Source organism: Streptococcus sp. FSL R7-0248, assembly GCF_037967965.1.
Taxonomy (GTDB): domain Bacteria; phylum Bacillota; class Bacilli; order Lactobacillales; family Streptococcaceae; genus Streptococcus.
The window spans coordinates 366,510-384,340 of the sequence record NZ_CP150201.1 but is presented as its reverse complement, the minus strand read 5'-3'; the positions used below and the strand labels follow the sequence as shown (position 1 = coordinate 384,340).

17 protein-coding genes and 1 other annotated feature (1 of these 18 only partly in view) are annotated in these 17,831 nt (G+C 40.6%); of the genes, 3 read left to right on the top strand and 14 right to left on the bottom strand.

Annotation, left to right across the window (positions count from 1 at the left end; translation table 11 throughout):
* Positions 1-57: 57 nt before the first annotated feature.
* From NYE32_RS01985 to gdhA, 6 genes are all read right to left on the bottom strand, one after another.
* Positions 58-1,836 carry an ABC transporter ATP-binding protein gene (locus NYE32_RS01985; RefSeq protein WP_070438405.1) on the bottom strand — a complete coding sequence of 593 codons (1,779 nt, stop codon included), beginning with the start codon at positions 1,834-1,836 and terminating at the stop codon, positions 58-60.
* Entirely contained in the window at positions 1,826-3,640 is a 1,815-nt protein-coding gene (locus NYE32_RS01980) for an ABC transporter ATP-binding protein (protein ID WP_151404517.1), read from the bottom strand. The genes NYE32_RS01985 and NYE32_RS01980 overlap by 11 nt, the downstream gene beginning before the upstream one ends.
* A 3-nt stretch (positions 3,641-3,643) precedes the next feature.
* Positions 3,644-4,087 carry a MarR family transcriptional regulator gene (locus NYE32_RS01975; protein WP_002885568.1) on the bottom strand — a complete coding sequence of 148 codons (444 nt, stop codon included), beginning with the start codon at positions 4,085-4,087 and terminating at the stop codon, positions 3,644-3,646.
* Positions 4,088-4,272: 185 nt separating this feature from the next.
* Entirely contained in the window at positions 4,273-4,683 is a 411-nt protein-coding gene (locus tag NYE32_RS01970; protein WP_038675386.1) for a peptide deformylase, read from the bottom strand.
* A 157-nt stretch (positions 4,684-4,840) separates the two neighbouring features.
* On the bottom strand, positions 4,841-6,484 hold the full coding sequence (locus tag NYE32_RS01965) for a membrane protein (protein WP_038676959.1): 1,644 nt from the start codon (positions 6,482-6,484) through the stop codon (positions 4,841-4,843).
* 178 nt (positions 6,485-6,662) lie between these two features.
* Positions 6,663-8,015: an NADP-specific glutamate dehydrogenase gene (gene gdhA, locus NYE32_RS01960; protein ID WP_156685168.1), complete on the bottom strand. Its 1,353-nt coding sequence runs from the start codon at positions 8,013-8,015 to the stop codon at positions 6,663-6,665.
* Between the two features lie 356 nt (positions 8,016-8,371).
* Here gdhA and NYE32_RS01955 point away from each other — a divergent pair, with 356 nt between their 5' ends.
* The 3 genes from NYE32_RS01955 (at position 8,372) to NYE32_RS01945 (ending at position 10,868) form a co-directional block, all read left to right on the top strand.
* Positions 8,372-9,478, top strand: coding sequence for an AAA family ATPase (locus tag NYE32_RS01955; RefSeq protein ID WP_022496251.1), 1,107 nt, complete (start codon positions 8,372-8,374; stop codon positions 9,476-9,478).
* A gap of 56 nt (positions 9,479-9,534) precedes the next feature.
* Positions 9,535-10,296, top strand: coding sequence for an NUDIX hydrolase (locus NYE32_RS01950; RefSeq protein ID WP_022496252.1), 762 nt, complete (start codon positions 9,535-9,537; stop codon positions 10,294-10,296).
* Positions 10,297-10,364: 68 nt separating this feature from the next.
* Positions 10,365-10,868 carry a DUF308 domain-containing protein gene (locus tag NYE32_RS01945; protein ID WP_037612024.1) on the top strand — a complete coding sequence of 168 codons (504 nt, stop codon included), beginning with the start codon at positions 10,365-10,367 and terminating at the stop codon, positions 10,866-10,868.
* A 78-nt stretch (positions 10,869-10,946) separates the two neighbouring features.
* Here the strand turns inward: NYE32_RS01945 and NYE32_RS01940 are convergent, their stop codons facing one another.
* The 8 genes from NYE32_RS01940 to rplU all read right to left on the bottom strand — a co-directional run bounded on the left by NYE32_RS01940 (position 10,947) and on the right by rplU (position 17,749).
* A complete protein-coding gene (locus tag NYE32_RS01940; RefSeq protein WP_070850517.1) occupies positions 10,947-12,827 on the bottom strand; it encodes an ABC-F family ATP-binding cassette domain-containing protein in 1,881 nt (626 codons plus the stop codon).
* 83 nt (positions 12,828-12,910) lie between these two features.
* The gene (locus NYE32_RS01935) at positions 12,911-14,113 is read right to left on the bottom strand and encodes a CCA tRNA nucleotidyltransferase (protein WP_156685169.1); all 1,203 of its coding nucleotides are present in this window, start codon (positions 14,111-14,113) and stop codon (positions 12,911-12,913) included.
* A complete protein-coding gene (gene dapB, locus NYE32_RS01930) occupies positions 14,110-14,877 on the bottom strand; it encodes a 4-hydroxy-tetrahydrodipicolinate reductase (RefSeq protein WP_037601855.1) in 768 nt (255 codons plus the stop codon). The genes NYE32_RS01935 and dapB overlap by 4 nt, the downstream gene beginning before the upstream one ends.
* Positions 14,878-14,937: 60 nt before the next feature.
* Positions 14,938-15,780, bottom strand: coding sequence for a DegV family protein (locus NYE32_RS01925; RefSeq protein ID WP_156685170.1), 843 nt, complete (start codon positions 15,778-15,780; stop codon positions 14,938-14,940).
* 1 nt (position 15,781) lies between these two features.
* Entirely contained in the window at positions 15,782-16,156 is a 375-nt protein-coding gene (locus tag NYE32_RS01920; protein WP_002885550.1) for a DUF1149 family protein, read from the bottom strand.
* A 199-nt stretch (positions 16,157-16,355) separates the two neighbouring features.
* Positions 16,356-17,051 (bottom strand): GNAT family protein, encoded by a 696-nt coding sequence (locus tag NYE32_RS01915; RefSeq protein WP_156685171.1) that lies wholly within the window; start codon positions 17,049-17,051, stop codon positions 16,356-16,358.
* A 57-nt stretch (positions 17,052-17,108) separates the two neighbouring features.
* Positions 17,109-17,399: a 50S ribosomal protein L27 gene (gene rpmA / locus NYE32_RS01910; RefSeq protein ID WP_002885483.1), complete on the bottom strand. Its 291-nt coding sequence runs from the start codon at positions 17,397-17,399 to the stop codon at positions 17,109-17,111.
* Between the two features lie 35 nt (positions 17,400-17,434).
* Positions 17,435-17,749 carry a 50S ribosomal protein L21 gene (rplU, locus tag NYE32_RS01905; protein ID WP_002885597.1) on the bottom strand — a complete coding sequence of 105 codons (315 nt, stop codon included), beginning with the start codon at positions 17,747-17,749 and terminating at the stop codon, positions 17,435-17,437.
* Between the two features lie 40 nt (positions 17,750-17,789).
* Positions 17,790-17,831, bottom strand: a sequence feature (ribosomal protein L21 leader region); it runs 33 nt beyond the window's last position.

Here is a 17,831-nt window from a genome sequence, read left to right as displayed (position 1 = left end):
CTGACAGTCATACGTTCTATGTTTTTTTGTAAAATCTTATAATTTTATAAGAAAAGTTTAGGCAACTTCTTCTGTAAATTGACTATTATAAAGATCAGCATAGAAACCATCTGCTGCCATGAGCTCATCATGATTGCCCTGTTCAATAATGTTACCATCTTTCATCACAAGGATAAGGTCAGCATTTCGAATGGTTGATAAGCGGTGGGCAATAACAAAGCAAGTACGACCTTCCATAAGCTTGTCCATGGCTTTTTGAATCAATTCTTCTGTTCGAGTGTCGACAGATGATGTCGCCTCATCCAAGATAAGGAGAGGGGCATCCTTAAGAAGCGCACGTGCAATGGTCAAGAGCTGCTTCTGTCCAACTGATAAGGTCACAGAATCATCCAAATAAGTATCATAACCCTTTGGAAGTGTGGTAATGAAGTGGTGAATACCGACGGCCTTGGCTGCAGCAATAACTTGCTCATCAGAAATATTCTCTTGGTTGTAAATCAAATTATCACGAATAGTACCTTCAAAGAGCCAAGTGTCTTGAAGCACCATTGAGAATTGGTCATGAACAGTTTCACGCTTCATGTCATTCGTATCCACACCGTCAATGGTAATACGACCTTGGTCGATGTTATAGAACTTCATAAGCAGGTTAACAATAGTCGTCTTACCAGCACCCGTCGGACCAACGATCGCAATCTTTTGACCTGGCTTAGCAAGAGCCGAAAAGTCATGAATAATAGTCTTTTCAGGAGTATAACCAAAGGAAACATGATCAAAGACAACTTGACCTTTAGTATCTGTCAATTCAGCTGTCTTAGCTGACTCGTCGTCCATATCTTTTTCTTCCAAAAATTCAAAGATACGACCAATGGCTGCAGTGGCTGATTGGAGTTGTGTAATCCCTTGTGCAATTTGAGAAAGAGGTTGTGAGAAGATGCGAACATAGGTCATGAAGGCTACCACATCACCAATAGTCAAGCTACCATCAATAACTTTGATGGCACCCACAAGACAGACCATGACATAACCAAAGTTCCCAATGAAAATCATAAGTGGCATCATAATACCTGAGATAAACTGTGATTGCCACATTGATTTATAGAGTTTATCATTAAGTCCCTTGAAAGCTTGACTACTTTCTTGAGCAGCATTGTAACTCGTTACGACTGCTTGACCCGTGTAGATTTCTTCAATATAACCATTAATATTAGCCAAATTTTCTTGTTGGCGCTTGAAAAGGGGTTGCGAGAAGCCCATGATGAAGGCTACCAGAACAAAACCTATCAAGACAGAACCAATCGCAGTGAAAGCCATAGTGACATTTGAGTAGAACATCATAATAATGGCTGCCACCAAGAGAACACTTGAAGTAATCAAGGTACCTAAGCCTTGGCTAAGCGATTGTCCCAAAAGGTCAACGTCATTGGTCACACGAGAGAGGGTATCCCCTTGAGAGTGACTGTCGAAATAATTAAGAGGGACACTGTTGATTTTCTTTTGGATAGCTGTACGGAAACGTTGTGAAAAGCGTTGTGTAACTGTCGCAACCGTAAAGCTTTGTAGGTAACCCACAATGGCTGAAATGGCATAGAGAACAGCCAAGGTCATAGCAATACTTGCTACCTTGTCCAAATCAATGCCTGGAATCGTTCCCATTTTAGTAGGTGTAATACCTTCAGTTATAGTATTGGTAATTTCTTTAAGCTTATCTGGTCCAATAACTGTAATGACCGCTGAAATAATTGCTCCAAAAATCGCAAGGACAAACGGAATTTGGAAACCTTTAATATAGGGTTTTAAGCGTTTATAGGATGATGTTTTTGGCTTATTTTCCATTTTCTAACTCCTCCTTAGACAATTGTGAATAGGCAATTTCTTGGTAAACCTCATTATTTGCCAAGAGTTCCTTGTGAGTTCCTTGACCAACGACCTTACCTTGATCAAGTACCAAGATTTGGTCTGCATCCATAATAGTAGAGATACGTTGAGCTACAATCAACTTGGTCATATCTTGTGTTTTTTCAGCCAATTCTTGACGTAACTTACGATCGGTCTTATAGTCCAAGGCTGAGAAGGAATCATCGAAAATCAAGATTTCAGGCTTACGTGCCAAGGCACGCGCAATAGCCAAACGTTGTTTCTGTCCACCTGAGAAGTTAGACCCGGCTTGGGCAACTTCTGCTTTAAGTTGACCTTCTTTATTTTCAACAAAGTCTTTTCCTTGAGCCAATTCGAGAGCTTCCCAAATCTTAGCATCATCAAGGGGACTGTTATTGCTCGTTCCCATCGTCATATTTGACGTAATATCACCTGAGAAAAGCACTGCCTTCTGTGGAATATAACCGACTATATTGTGCAAGGTTTCATGGTCATAATGTCGCACATCGACACCGTCAACCTTGATGGTTCCTTGCGTGGCATCATAAAAACGTGGGATAAGGTTGACAAGCGTTGATTTACCAGATCCAGTCGAACCAATAAAGGCCACCGTGTCACCTTTTTTAGCTTTGAAGCTAACATGCTCCAAAACAGGCTCTGAAGTTTCAGAATAACGGAAGGAAACATCATCAAATTCGACAGTACCCACTTCTTTAGGTTTTTCAGAACTATTTTCAGGATAAGAGACTGAAGATTGGGTATCTAGAACTTCATTGATACGACCAGCTGCTACAACTGCACGTGGAAGAAGGAAGAAAACAACAATCATCATCATGAATCCCATCACAACCTGCATGGCATAAGATGAATAAACCACCATGTCTGAGAAGAGATGGACCTTATTTTCCATAGCACCAGCAATCTTAGTTGGATCTGTTGGAATCTTAACATCTTCAATCAAATGTGCACCAATCCAATAAATAGCCAGTGTCAAACCACTTGATACAGCAGTCATCACGGGTGTCAGTAAGGCAAAAGAACGACCGATAAAGAGATTGTTTTGGGTCAAATCAGTATTGGCCTTTTCAAATTTATCCTCTTGATAACTTTCGGCGTTATAGGCACGCACCACACGAATTCCTGTAAGAGATTCACGCGTTACGCTATTCAGTTTATCGGTCAGAGTTTGAATCAAGCGTTGCTTAGGCATAACCATAATCAAGAGGAAAAGCATGAGAATGGCAATCACTGCCACAGCGACAAGCAAGGCAAGGAGCCAATTTCCATTTTTATCGGCAATCTTTGTAATCGCCCAAATGGCCATGATAGGTCCCTGTGTAATAACCTGTAACCCCATGGTAAGTACCATCTGCAATTGGGTAATATCATTTGTCGTACGGGTCAAAAGACTAGGAATTGAGAATTTCTTGATCTCTGCGTCCGAAAAATCTAGAACCTGATGGAAGATATCATCACGAAGGCGGGTGGTAAAACTTGCCGCTGTTCTGGCAGCTAAGAAACCAACAACTACAGAGGCCATAAAGCCTGCAAACGACATTAAAAGCATTCGCATCCCTGGAGCATCTGTATTCCAGGCAAAAATATCCGACGCTTTAGTTCCCTTAGTTGATAAGAGTGTCGTAATATCAGACATATAGTCTGGAATTTTCAAGTTTAGATAGACGTTCAAGCAAACAAAAATCACCGCTAAGACAATCATGATTAACTCTTTTGTCGTCAAACGTTTAAAAATTTTAAACATAAGTTACTCCTTATTTTTTTCTAAATTCATACGAATTTGGTGAAAGACACGAAAGGCTGTTTCAGCATCTTCTTTGGAAATACCTTCTAACAGCTGTTCATGGATGGCCTCTCGAAAATGTTTGACATCTCGAGCTTTCTTTTTACCTAAGTCTGTCAGATGAACATACTTGTAGCGTTTATCCTTGTCCGATGTCACCAACTCAACAAAACCATTTTTTTCCATTCGTTTGACCAAATTACTAGCCACTGATTTAGAAATACATAGTCTTTTTTCAATGTCTTTGATAAAGATTTCTTTATCTTGATTGTCAGACAAATACTTGACAGCAAATCCTTGAGGGCCAGCTAAATGCTCAACCCCATGGACCTTTCCTAACTCTTGCACGCGAGATTCCATAGTATTGATGAATTCTCTGAATTCACTAAAAGTATCTTTTCCATGCATCGCAAGTCCCTCCTTGAATAATTCTCATGGAAACTATTTTAGTTCTTATGAGAACTAATGTCAAGAAAAAAGTTCCTATGAGAACTAAAAAAGAGTGAGAAAAAAATTGCTTTCCGCTCTCACTCCCATAACTATGATTATTAAGGCTTTGAACTCAAAAACCTAGCCCGCTTGGGCTAGGCTATCTAAATAATAATCCCCTCTAAATGATCCAATTCATGTTGAATAATTTGGGCTGGCATACCAGAAAAACTTAACTGTTTAGGCATCCATTGTTCATCTAAATAGGCAACCTCAATCGACTCATAACGTCTGGTCGGACGACTTCCCTCTAAAGACAAGCAAGACTCCTCTGTTTGATAAGGTGAGGACTTGCTGACTAAAACAGGATTAAACATGACCAGATTGACAAAACCGATATTGACGATAATAACACGCTTTTTAACGCCAATCATATTGGCAGCCATACCCACACAGGCTTCCTTATGAAACTCCAGTGTATCACGTAAATCTTTAGCCAAATAGAGGTCTTCTTTAGTCGCTTCTGTCGATTTTTGTCCAAGGAAAAAGACATCCTTTACGATAGTTTTTATCATCTATTTACTCCCTTTTCTTATCTAAACTATGAAATCATATACACTTCTTTTATCGGAAACAAAGGTTTTCAATTTCATATTAATCACCTTGACCTATTATATCAAAAGGGCTACCATCTAGTAAAACAGACAAAAAAAGAAACCCGCAAGCTTCTTTTTAGTCATCTTTCTTCACTCTATACAAATAACCAATAAACGCCAAAAGACTAATAGTTGATACACCCATTGCCAATTTGGCAACTGGGGTATAGCCATAGGTCAAAACGACATCATGCTTACCTGGTGGTAGGACTAGATTAGTTGGATTCTTTTCCTTAGCTAAGTAAGTAGTTACTCGCTTTCCATCAATCCTCGCTTCTTGTCCTTTATAGTAGAAAACTGGTAGCGACAAGACTTTAGCTTCTTTTGACTCGTTATCTACTGTAAGTGCTAGCTCCTTTGGAGAACGGCTGATGGTTGACTTAATTTCCTGATTATCCAAGAAAAGATGTTTGTCAAAGACAAAGCCAAAGGGCACTTCTTTATTGGTGTAATCGCCATTTATATTTTTATAAGTTCCCTTAGCTAGCATTTCTCTCGTGACTTTTGTATTGCTTGGCAATATATTCTTGGCTTTAGTCATCTTATCTTGGACAGTAACAATCTGAAACATATTCAGGCAAAGACCAAACAAGACAAGTATCGTCGTTGCCTTCATAGACATATTTTCCAAGATATTAGACAAGGCTAAGCTGAAGAAAAGCAAGGCAAAACTCCATAATCTCCAAGGAAATTGTAGATTGGACACTGGACTCTCCTGTAATAACTGCCAAGGAAAACTATTCAAAGTTAAAAAAGCCAAAACAAGAGAAATAAAAAGGTAAATTCTAGCCTCCTTATCCTTCACAAAACGCTTAGCAAAGATTAGGCTTAGCACTAGACCCAGGAGATAGAGAAGATTAACTGATGGAGTCCTTAAATCGCTTTTTAGAATAAGCTCCCAGTTGTCTACCAGACTTAAAGCAGTCTTGGATAGGAGTGGTTTAAAAGTCGTTCGTAGGCTTACATACTTAAATTGCTCTATCATAGGAACAAAGAAAGCTAGCGACATACTCAGAGTGACTAAGGTGGCCTTAAGAAATCCCAGGATACGTTCTTTTTTATCACCCCATGTCCAAAAACTAGTTACCACTGCTAAGAAAATCATAAGGGAAGCCAAAAGGACCGATAAAACATGGGAATAGACTAAGCCAAGCATCCCAAGGGTCAAGACCCACCATTTCTTATAATCTCCAAATGTTATCAATCGGACACCAACGAAAACTAGAGGTAGAAAAATCATCGCCAGCGTTTCGCCAACGGCTGCCCTATAATAAGAATTGTGCAAGAAATAACCCGAAAAGAGATAAAAGGTAGCAAATATCATCACCTGTTTATCAGAATATTTCAATAAACGTAATCCGTAAAAACTAAGTAAACAGGTTACAAAGCGAACAAGAAATTGAAAACTCATCCAGGCTACAAAGACTGACTGAGTCAGCTTATAGATTATAAAAATAGGATAATAGGTCAACCAGGGATAAAAGGTATTGATTAACTGTCCAGTCCCTCCGTTAGTTGTAAAATTGATAGGACTCTTCCAGACAGTATCCAAGGATAACAGTCGGTTAATGTGAAAGACAATATCATCACCATAAAGCTTGTCCCTAAAAAAGAACATAGGCAGTATTGACACTATGCTGATCAAGAAACTTATTAGAAGGACTGTCTGATTAGTATACTTCTTTTCTTTTGCCCCACAGGGATCCTTTCCAAGACTCACGATTATTCCTCTCATATTCTAATTCATAAAAATCTACTCTAGAAAAAGATTTCTTACTAGCTCATTATACCAAAAAAGGACAAATCTCCTCTTCCTCCTAAGTCTGTCTAAACAAAAAAAGAAACCCGCAGGCTTCTTTTCTTATTTTATCGAGAGGCTATTGGTAATAGTCTATTAATTAAACGATACCTTGTGCTGACATAGCATCTGCAACTTTAAGGAATCCAGCGATGTTGGCACCCACAACAAGGTTACCTTCATGACCAAATTCTTTAGCAGCTGCTGCAGCATTTTCATAGATACCTTTCATGATATCGTAGAGTTTAGCATCAACTTCTTCGAATGTCCATTGTGTACGTCCGCTGTTTTGTGCCATTTCAAGAGCTGATACAGCAACACCACCGGCGTTAGCAGCTTTGGCAGGACCAAATGATACACCAGCTTTAAGGAAGACATCAATAGCTCCCAAAGTTGAAGGCATGTTAGCACCTTCTGAAACAGCCAATACACCATTTGCTACAAGTGTTTCTGCATCTGTTTCATCCAATTCATTTTGAGTTGCACATGGGAATGCCAAGTCAGCTTTAACTGACCAAACTGTCTTTTCACCACCAGCAGGTGTGAAGGTTGCATTTGGACGAGCTTCTGCATATTTAACGATACGTTCACGTTTAACTTCTTTGATTTCTTTCAACAAGTCAACGTCGATTCCGTCTGGATCATAAACAAAACCAGATGAGTCAGAACATGTTACTGCTTTAGCACCAAGGCTTTGCAATTTTTCAATAGCGTAGATGGCAACGTTACCAGCACCTGAAACAACTGCAGTTTTACCGTTAAAGTTTTCACCACGTGCATTAAGCATTTGTTCTGCAAAGTAAACAGCACCGTAACCAGTTGCTTCTGTACGAGCAAGTGATCCACCCCAGTTCAAACCTTTACCAGTAAGAACACCTGTGTACTCGTTACGAAGACGTTTGTATTGGCCGTAGAGGTAACCAATTTCACGTCCACCAACACCGATATCACCTGCAGGTACGTCTGTATCTGCACCAATGTGTTTGCTCAATTCAGTCATGAAGCTTTGGCAGAAACGCATGATTTCGTTATCTGATTTACCTTTAGGATCGAAGTTTGATCCACCTTTACCACCACCGATTGGTTGACCAGTCAATGAGTTTTTAAAGATTTGTTCGAAACCAAGGAATTTGATGATTGATTGGTTTACTGATGAGTGGAAACGAAGACCACCTTTGTAAGGACCAATAGCTGATGAGAATTGTACACGGAAACCACGGTTTACTTGTACTTGTCCTTTATCGTCAACCCATGGCACACGGAATGAAACGATACGTTCTGGTTCAACCAAACGTTCCAAAAGGTTTTCTTCAATATATTTAGGATATTTATCGAAGACAGGAACAAGTGAATCGAAAACTTCTTCAACTGCTTGAAGGAACTCAGCCTCATGGCCATTTTGAGCTTTCACTTTTTCAAAAACGCTAGCAACGTACTCTTTACCTGTTGTCATATCAATGTTTCCTTTCAAATAATTACCTTAGTAATTTAATTACATGAATAGTATAAATTTTCAGAATCTTCTTGTCAAGTATTTTCTGCTATTTTTTTGATTTTTATGTTAGGTTTTATGACATAGCAAGTGACCTCTCTTTTTTAAGTTAATCCTAAAATGTTATCAATTCAACAATGTAAGCGGATTCCATTTTTCTAGTTTTTCTCCAAAATTTTTTAAACTTTTTTTGAACTTTAAGGCTAAAATGTGTTGAAAATAATTTAGTAAATTTACTATTTTTACATTTACAAAGATTACCAACTATGTTATCATGAATTTAGTAATTTTACTAAATCTCAAAAAGGATCATTTTTATGAAAAGAAAACAATTATCTGGAAAGCGCATCGGCATTGTTTTTGGAACTTTCGCTCCAATGCACGTTGGACACGTTGACCTCATTACCAAGGCAAAACGCGCTAATGACAATGTGCTCGTCATCGTAAGTGGCAGCAACACACAAGAAGATCGTGGGACACGCGCAGGCCTATCACTCAATCGACGTTTCCGTTATGTTCGAGAAGTCTTCTATGATGATGAATTAGTCGTTGTGGATAAACTAGACGAAGCTGGGATGCCAGCCTATCCAGAGGGCTGGGTGCCTTGGGTTAATCGTGTCAAAGAGCTTATCGCTAAGAATACGGATGATCCTGAAAAGATTACCTTCTATGTTGGAGAGCCAGAGTATGTGACTGAGCTCAATCGCTATTACCCTCAAGCTCAGGTAGAACTCATCGAACGGTCTATTATCAATATCTCTGCTACTGAGATTCGAGACAATCCGATGGAAAATTGGCGTTTTATCACCAAGCCTTTCCGTCGCCACTTTACGCGCAAGGTCCTTGTTGTGGGCTCTGCTAGCGGTGGAAAGACTACTCTTGTTAAGGATTTGGCCCGCACTTACAATGCTCCCTGCTCTCTGGAATATGCTAGGGAATATCAAGAAAAGTATAATGTACGAGATGACGAGTTAGATACCAACGACTATATTCACCTCCTAACAGATCAATATGCCCAGACCTCTGATATCATTGACAAAGGGCAACACTCAGGACTTATCTTTGCCGATACCAATTCAACAGTCACTAAGGTCTATATTGACTACTATTTGAAAGAAAATATCTCCCAAGAAGAGTTCGACATGTTGGATCGTCTCTATCAGGTAACTCAGGCCCGTGAAAAGTGGGATTTGATTTTTGTGATTCTGCCAAAATCAAACTATGTAGATGATGGTTTCCGTGACATGACTATGGCCGATAATCAAACACGTGACTGGTTTACCAAGCATCTCTTAAACCTCCTATCACCATTCAAAGATAAAATTGTTATTTTAGGGGAAAATAGTAATAGCGACAGCTTCTTTGCGGACAACTACCACAATGCCAAAAAAGCAATCAAGGAACGTCTACACATCGAGATTTAGAAGACTGGTGTAAAGCACTCATCATTTGCACTTACAATAAATAAAGGAGGAAACCTATGACTAAAACCTTCGAAAACTCTGGTAGTGAAAAGGAATTTTTGGACATCTATAGGCGAGAGGAAGAGGATAAGTACGTTAAGCCCTCAGTGACCGTTGACTCGGTCATCTTCCGCTATTATGAAGGAAGAGTCCAAACCTTACTTATCAAGCGAAAAAACCATCCCTTCATGGGGAAATACGCCCTCAGTGGTGGCTTCGTTCAGGAGCAAGAAGATCTCAATCTAGCTGTCTGTCGCGAAGTACAGGAAGAAACATCCGTTAAACTCAATCCTGACCACATTGAGCAACTCATTACAGTGGGAACACCTTATCGGGATCCTCGAATGTGGACCATTACAGTGGCTTATCTCTGCTTTATGACCTTTAATGACATTCAAGTGGAAAAGGCTGCCGACGATGCAGCATCTACGCATTGGTTAGACATCGCCATGGTAGACGGTCGACTGCAACTTGTTGATGGTGAAAAACAACTATCACATGATGACCTCGCCTTTGACCACTGGGAAATCCTCTTAACAGCTATGAAACGTATCAAGGGACGACTCGAATACTATCCAACTATCCTTTCCATTATGCCCGAGGAAAACACCTTGACTACCTACCGTCAACTTTTTGGTACCTTTAATGAAGACTACCTCAAGATGGATTCCACAAATTTCTTGCGCCGCTTTAAACACCTCTTCCAAAAAACAGGTCGTCAGGTAGCTACGAGAACCAGAAAAGCTGCCACCTACACTTATAACATCAAGCCACTCTAAAGTAGGTCTTTGTTTGACAATTTGATACTTATTTAGTAGTATTAAGAAAAATTAATAAGAGGTAGCCTATGAAAAGTTTTACATTGATTAGTGGCATTCTCATTACACTCTTGGGTGTCTTTTTCTTCGCTAATCCTACAAACCTTCTTGCCATCGTTGGTTGGCTGTTTGCCCTAGTGATGCTGGTATCTGGTGTTTCAAGTCTCATGGTTTATTTTAAACGAGATAACGAAAACCGCTCCTTCTTCCAACTGCTTCAGAGTATCATTTCCATTGTTTTTGGGATTATTTTGCTATCAACATCAGCATGGGTGCTCTCAGGTGTAGCTGTAACCATTATCGCTTGGTGGCTTCTTGTCTCAGCCTTTACACAAGGCTTTCAAGCTCATCGCCAACGTCAATTCGGCTTCTCAGGACAACCCGCCCTGTCAATCGCCTTAATTTGTCTGGTATTTGGGCTCTTGCTCTTTAGTGCTCCGTTTTTCTCAGCCTTTCTTATTGGGCGCTTGGTAGCTTCCTTAATTATCTTTACGGGTGTTTCAGTCCTTTCCTTTTCATTCCGCTTGTGGTAAGAAGAAACCAGACACTACATAAACATAAAAAAGCCTTGCAAATGCAGGGCTTTTGTCATACTTTGATTACTAAAGAGCTTATCCCTCTAGCTCACTCAAATACTCATAGCGTTCATACTTTTCAAGTAGGGTTTCGTTAGCAGCATCCAAATCACGTTGAAGGGTAGCTAACTGTCCATAATCGCTAGCATTTTCAAGCATGGCTGCTTCAATCTCTTCGATTTTGGCTTCAAGGTCAGCAATCTCATCTTCGATGGTCGCCCACTCTTGTTTTTCAAAGTAGCTCATGCGTTTTTTGTCTTCTTTGACTTTCTCAACTTTAACGCTAGCTTGCTCTTTTTCCTTCTCGAGGAGGGCTGATTGCTCTTGTAAGAAGGCTTTTTCATCAAGGTAGTCTGTGTAGTTACCAAAAAACTCTCGAACACCACCCTCTTCAAAGGCTAGAATCTTGTTAGCTACCTTGTCCAAGAAATAGCGGTCGTGACTTACGGTAACGACAGGGCCGCCAAAACCATTAAGGAAGTTTTCCAAAACCGTCAAAGTTGCAATGTCCAAATCATTTGTCGGCTCATCCAAGAGCAGAACGTTAGGCTTTTCAATCAGAATCTTAAGTAGATAAAGACGTTTCTTTTCCCCACCAGAGAGCTTGGCAATCTGTGTCCCATGGGTAGAACGAGGGAAAAGGAATTGCTCCAAGAGCTCTGTGATACTGGTTGTCCCAACCGTTGTCTTAACTTCATCTGCAACTTCTTGCAAGTAGTTAATGACACGCTTGCTCTCATCCATATCTTTAATTTGCTGTGAGAAATAACCAATACGTACCGTCTCACCAATATCTAGGACACCAGCTGTAGGCACAAGGTCACCATTAATCAGATTGAGCAAGGTCGATTTTCCGACACCATTATCCCCAACAATACCGATACGATCACGATTTTGCATGATAAGATTGAAATCACTGAGAATTTGCTTGCCATCTTCATAAGCAAAATCGACATGCTCGAAGTTCACTACCTTCTTACCAATACGGCTGGTCTCAAAGTTAATTTCAAGATCGTCATTATTGACCGTTTGGTGAACCTCACCCTTAAGATCCTTAAAGCGATTGATACGAGCTTGTTGTTTGGTTGCACGTGCCTGTGGTTGCGTTCGCATCCATGCTAACTCCTGCTTATAGAGTTGCTTTTTCTTGTGAAGGGCTGCTGCATCTCGTTCATCTTGTTCGGCCTTTAGACGCACATAGTCTTGATAATTCCCCTGGTATTCAATCAGATTAGCCTGGTCTAACTCAAAGATACGTGTGGCTACATTGTCCAAGAAATAACGGTCGTGGGTAATAAAGAGTACCGTCTTTTTAGAAGACTTAAGAAAATTCGTCAACCAAGCAATAGTATCAATATCCAAATGGTTGGTTGGCTCATCCAAGAGCAGGAGATCTGCATCATTCAAGAGAACCTGAGCCAACTGCACACGACGACGAAGACCGCCTGAGAGATCCCCGACCTTTTGCGAGAGGTCTGACAATCCCAACTTAGACAAGACTGTCTTGACCTCGCTCTCAATGGACCAAGCATCCAGACTATCCATCTCAGCCATAACCTTCTCCAAGCGAGCTTGATTCTCCTCAGAATAATCTGACATAAGGGTTTCGTATTCACGAATCAAAGCCATCTCTCGAAGGTCTGATGACAAGACCGTATCAAGCACTGTCTTGCTATCATCAAATTCTGGTTCCTGAGTCAAATAAGCAATCTTATAGCCATTAGCCTTAGTGAAAGGTGACACATCACCATCAAAACCAATACGCTCAGAGACAACATCTAGCAGGGTTGTCTTACCTGTCCCATTGACACCAATAATCCCAATACGATCCAAATCATGGATAATGAATGAAATCTCTTTAAAAACCGTCTTATCCCCAACGGACTTGGTTAATTTTTCAACAATAAAATCTGACATTTTACTTCCTTTTTACAAATAACACCGCTACGGATCCTACGCATGCTCTGTAGCGGTGTGTCATTTTTATAACGTCCGTAGACTTATTTCATCGCTTGAACAAAGGCCATAATGGCTTCCTTGTCATTAGCTAATTGACCATCAACGATGGCATTTTCAATAGCTTTAAGTACACGTCCAAGGTCCGGACCAGGTTTGAATCCTAGCTCCTTCATCAGCGTGCCACCATTCACAACGATTTCGTGCTTATCATGGATGAGCAACTGACCATCCAAAGCGACAATACGCTCATAATCGACGTCCAAGCCCTGAGCCTGTCTCAAAGTTTCAGCCGCTTCTAAGAGCTCCTTACCATACTGATAAACATCTTGTTTAGTCACGGCTCTCTCCAAACGGAAATTGAAAATCTCAATCAAGGACTGAACTGTCTTTTGGAAATTAACAGACGTCTTCCATTTTTTAAGGAAAGAGCGCGGATTATCATGCTTGAGAGCCAAAAGAGTTGCCGCCCAAGCCTGTTCAGAACTTGTAAATCTAAAATCCTCCACATAGTCTGCCACAAAAGACTGCCATTCTTCAGCAGTTTCTTGAAAATCTGGAAGATACTGATAAGCCTTTGTCGCTAGAAGTGCCTTGATTCCTTTTTTCCAATGTGGGGCCAAAAGCAACTTATCGAACTCGATGAAACTTCGCTCAATCGAAATCTTTTCCAGAAGTGGGGCATGGCTGGTCATAGCCTGAAAAGTTTTTTCTTCGATATCAAAGTCTAAACTCGCGGCAAAACGTAGTCCTCGCATGATACGAAGGGCATCCTCGTTAAAGCGTTCCTCAGCCTTACCAACAGCCCTCAAAACACGGTTGTCCAAATCAGCAAGCCCATCGAACTTGTCAATAATCTCAGCATTTTCATTAAGAGCAAAAGCATTGACTGTAAAATCACGACGCTTGAGGTCTTCTTCCAATGAACGCACAAAGGACACGCTAGACGGACGACGGTAATCTACATAGACGTCCTCTGTTCGGAAGGTCGTCACCTCATACTCACCGCCATTTTCCAAAACCAAAACGGTCCCATGCTCAATACCGATATCCACCGTACGCTCGAAGATCTGCTTGGTCTCCTCAGGATATGAAGATGAAGCAATGTCTACATCATGAATGGGACGGTTAAGAAGGGCATCTCGTACCGAACCACCAACAAAGTAAGCCTCAAAACCCGCAGCCTTAATCTTCTCTAATATTGGTAAAGCCTTCTGAAACTCAGAAGGCAAATAACTTAATCTCATAGTAAATGTTCCAAACCATAAACAAGCTGATCACGTTTAACCACTTCTTTAATACCAAGGTTAACCCCACCCATAAAGGAAATACGGTCATAAGAATCATGACGCAAGGTCAAGCCTTCTCCTTGAGCACCAAAGATAACCTCTTGGTGAGCCACAAGTCCTGGCAAACGCACACTGTGAATACGGAAACCATCAAACTCAGCACCACGTGCTCCAGCAAGTGTTTCCACCTCATCCTCAGCACCTTGACGTTTCGTTTCGCGAACCTCACGAATAAGTTCAGCCGTTTTCACTGCTGTACCTGAAGGCGCATCCTTTTTCTTGTCATGGTGAAGCTCAATGATTTCAAGATCTGGGAAATATTTGCTAGCTTCTGCTGCAAACTTCATAAGAAGGATAGCACCAATAGCAAAGTTAGGGGCAATCAAACCACCAATAGACTTGTCTTTAGAAAGGTCTGTCAATTCCTGAATTTGTGCTTCAGTAAATCCTGTGGTACCCACAACTGGTGCAAAACCATTCTCCAAAGCAAAACGAGTATTTTCATAGGCAACAGCTGGCATAGTGAAATCCACCCAGACATCTGCGTCAAAGCCAACCAAATCCGCTTTATCTGTGAAGACAGGAACACCGTCCACTTCTTTTTCTGTCGCAAATGGGTCAAGCAAGGCAGCCAAAGTCAATTCGTCATCTCCCTTGACCATTTCAACCGCAGTTGAACCCATTCTTCCTTTAAATCCAGCAACAATAACTTTAATAGACATGTCATTTTTCCTCTCTATTGATTTTAATCATAGACAAACCCCATTCCAGATGGATAGTACTTATTTGGTAAATTTAGGTGTTATACCTAGTACTAGTGCTCCTTCACCCAAGTGTGTCGCAATTACAGCACATAAGGATACCACTGTTGAAACGCTAATTCCCTGTGCTTCTAGCTGCTTTTTAAAATCTTCAGCTTTTTCAGGAGCATTGGTGTGAAGGATACTAAGTTCCATTTCACGATTTTCCTCAGCTAGGGCAACCAAACGTTTCACAGCTTTCTTCTCTGTACGCACCTTTTCAAAAACAACGATTTTTCCTTCGTCATTAAAATTCAAAATAGGTTTGATAGACAAAAGATTTCCTAAAATCGCCGAACCATTCGACAAACGGCCACCCTTAACCAGATGATTAAGATCATCCACAAGAATATAAGCCGTCGTTTGGTCAACTTGCTCCTCAAGCTTCTTCAAAATGTTCTCAAAAGACATCCCTTGAGCTGACCAATGCAAAACGTTTCTCACCATGGTTCCCATAGGAGCTGCTGTGATTTTTGTATCAGGAAAAGCAATCTTCAACTTGGCATGGTCCTCAATCAAAAACTGACTATCGGCCCAAAAACCAGAGATTCCTGAAGAAAGGAAAAGCCCAACGACATGGGTATAACCTTTCTCCTCAAACTCCATAAGCAAGTTATCCAAGTCAGCTAGATTAGGTTGCGACGTCTTGAGCAATTCCTCAGAGTTTGCCATTTGCTCATAAAACTGATTGACATCCAAGTTTTTTCCTTCAACAAAAGGCTGCCCCTCAATGATGACCGGAATATCTAAAACATAAACATCAGCATGGCCCTGAATTTCAGCAGGGAGATTAACTGATGAGTCCGTAATAACTGCAAGAGACATCTTAGAACTCCAAATTGATACCTGGACGATCCAAGGCAATTTCAGTTACTTCATAAGTCAAACGTTGAAGCGTATCCAAGAGCGGTGCAGCCAAGGCTTCTGCTTCTTCTTGTGAGAAGTCTTTTGGTTCATTGACGATACGGTTTTGAATGTGGTCCATTTGAGAAACAATCCCTGAGATAACAAACTCATCACGGACAATCATAAATTGCAAAACAGCTACAACAGACGTATTGTTAGCTTCTTCATCTTTATTGTGCAACTGGAAAGTTACTTCAACATTTGTTTTAGGAACACCATTCTCTTTTTCCCACTCATGGTTACGAACATCATAGTGGTAACGGTTAACAAATACTTTTTCGCGAATTAAATCCATTAGTCATATTCTCCTTGATACAATTACTCTTTATTATAGCATAAATATGCTTTATTATGGGAATATTATTGACAGAAAAATGAGTATTTAGACTGATTTTGACAGTAACAATAATCACTAGAAAAGTAGGAGCTTTGATTTAGGACTAGGACTACTAAAATAAGGCTCCTTCATCAGAAGAGAGCCCTTATATTGCCAGCTAACAATCCCTCAAAGAACATTTCTGCTGTCCCTGTTCATCAAAATTCTCAGGAGACAACCAATTCTCAAATCGTTTCTTAAGTACTGGCCACTCACTGTCAATAATCGAGAACCAGTCCGTATCACGGCTACGTCCCTTATAGATAGCATGGTTACGAAAACGCCCCTCATAGGTGAACCCTAAACGCATGGCTGCATTGGCAGAAGGGCGGTTGAGACTATCACATTTCCACTCATAACGACGATAGTTAAGATCTTCAAAGACATATTCCATAAGCAGGTATTGAGCTTCTGTGGCTGCTCGAGTCTTTTGTAAGGCAGGTGCCAAAATCACTCGCCCCATCTCAACACTGCGATTTTTGGGTGTAATAGCCATGAGTGAAAAGGTTCCTAGAACTTTACCTGAAGCCTTATCCCTAATGGCAAAGAAATAAGGATTCTGGGATTGCTCATAATCCTCCAAACACTGACGTACAGCTTCTTCAGATTCAAAAGGGTCCGCATACATATAGGTCCAATCAGAAAGAATCTGATTAGTAAAGTAAAAGTCTAAAATGTCCTCATAATGCTCTGCCACTGTCAAATGTTCAACGCTACAATAACGACCTTCTAATAGAGCAACATCTGGCATTTTACCCGGACTAGCATCTGCTAGACTTGGCCCTACTTCTTGTTGGTAGTGATTTAAAGGCATAGGATTCTCCTTTTTTCATAAAGAAAAGCCTACACAAAAGTGCAGACTTTAGCTTAATTATTTAGCAACTGGGTATACAGATACTTGTTTTTTGTCGCGACCTTTACGTTCGAAACGTACAACACCTTCAACTTTAGCGAAGAGTGTATCATCACCACCACGGCCTACGTTTACACCTGGGTAGATGTGTGTACCGCGTTGACGGTAAAGGATTGATCCACCTGATACAGTTTGTCCATCAGCTGCTTTAGCACCAAGACGTTTAGCTTGTGAATCACGACCATTGGAAGTAGAACCCCCACCTTTTTTGTGGGCGAAAAGTTGCAAGTTTTCAAGAGTTTTCAACATAAGATTGTGTCCTTTCTTAGTGATTAGTCGCTAACTTACGCGTTGATAGCGTTGATAACAACTTTTGTATAAGGTTGACGGTGACCTTGTTTACGGTGGCTACCTTTTTTAGGTTTGTATTTGAAAGTAACAACTTTCTTTTGTTTACCTTGTTTTTCGATAGTTCCGACAACAGTAGCTCCCTCAACAACTGGAGTACCTACTACAGTTTTATCACCACCGACAAGAACAACTTCGTTAAAAGTTACTTCTGATCCAGCTTCAGCGTTGATTTTTTCAACGTAGATCGCTTGACCTACTTCAACTTTAACTTGTTTTCCACCAGTTTTGATGATTGCGTATGTGCTCATGATGCACCTCCTATTAAAATTTTTAATGTGTCTGAGGTTTCCCTCTGTGAAGACTCGCCTAGTACTGCGGGGACGAACCCAC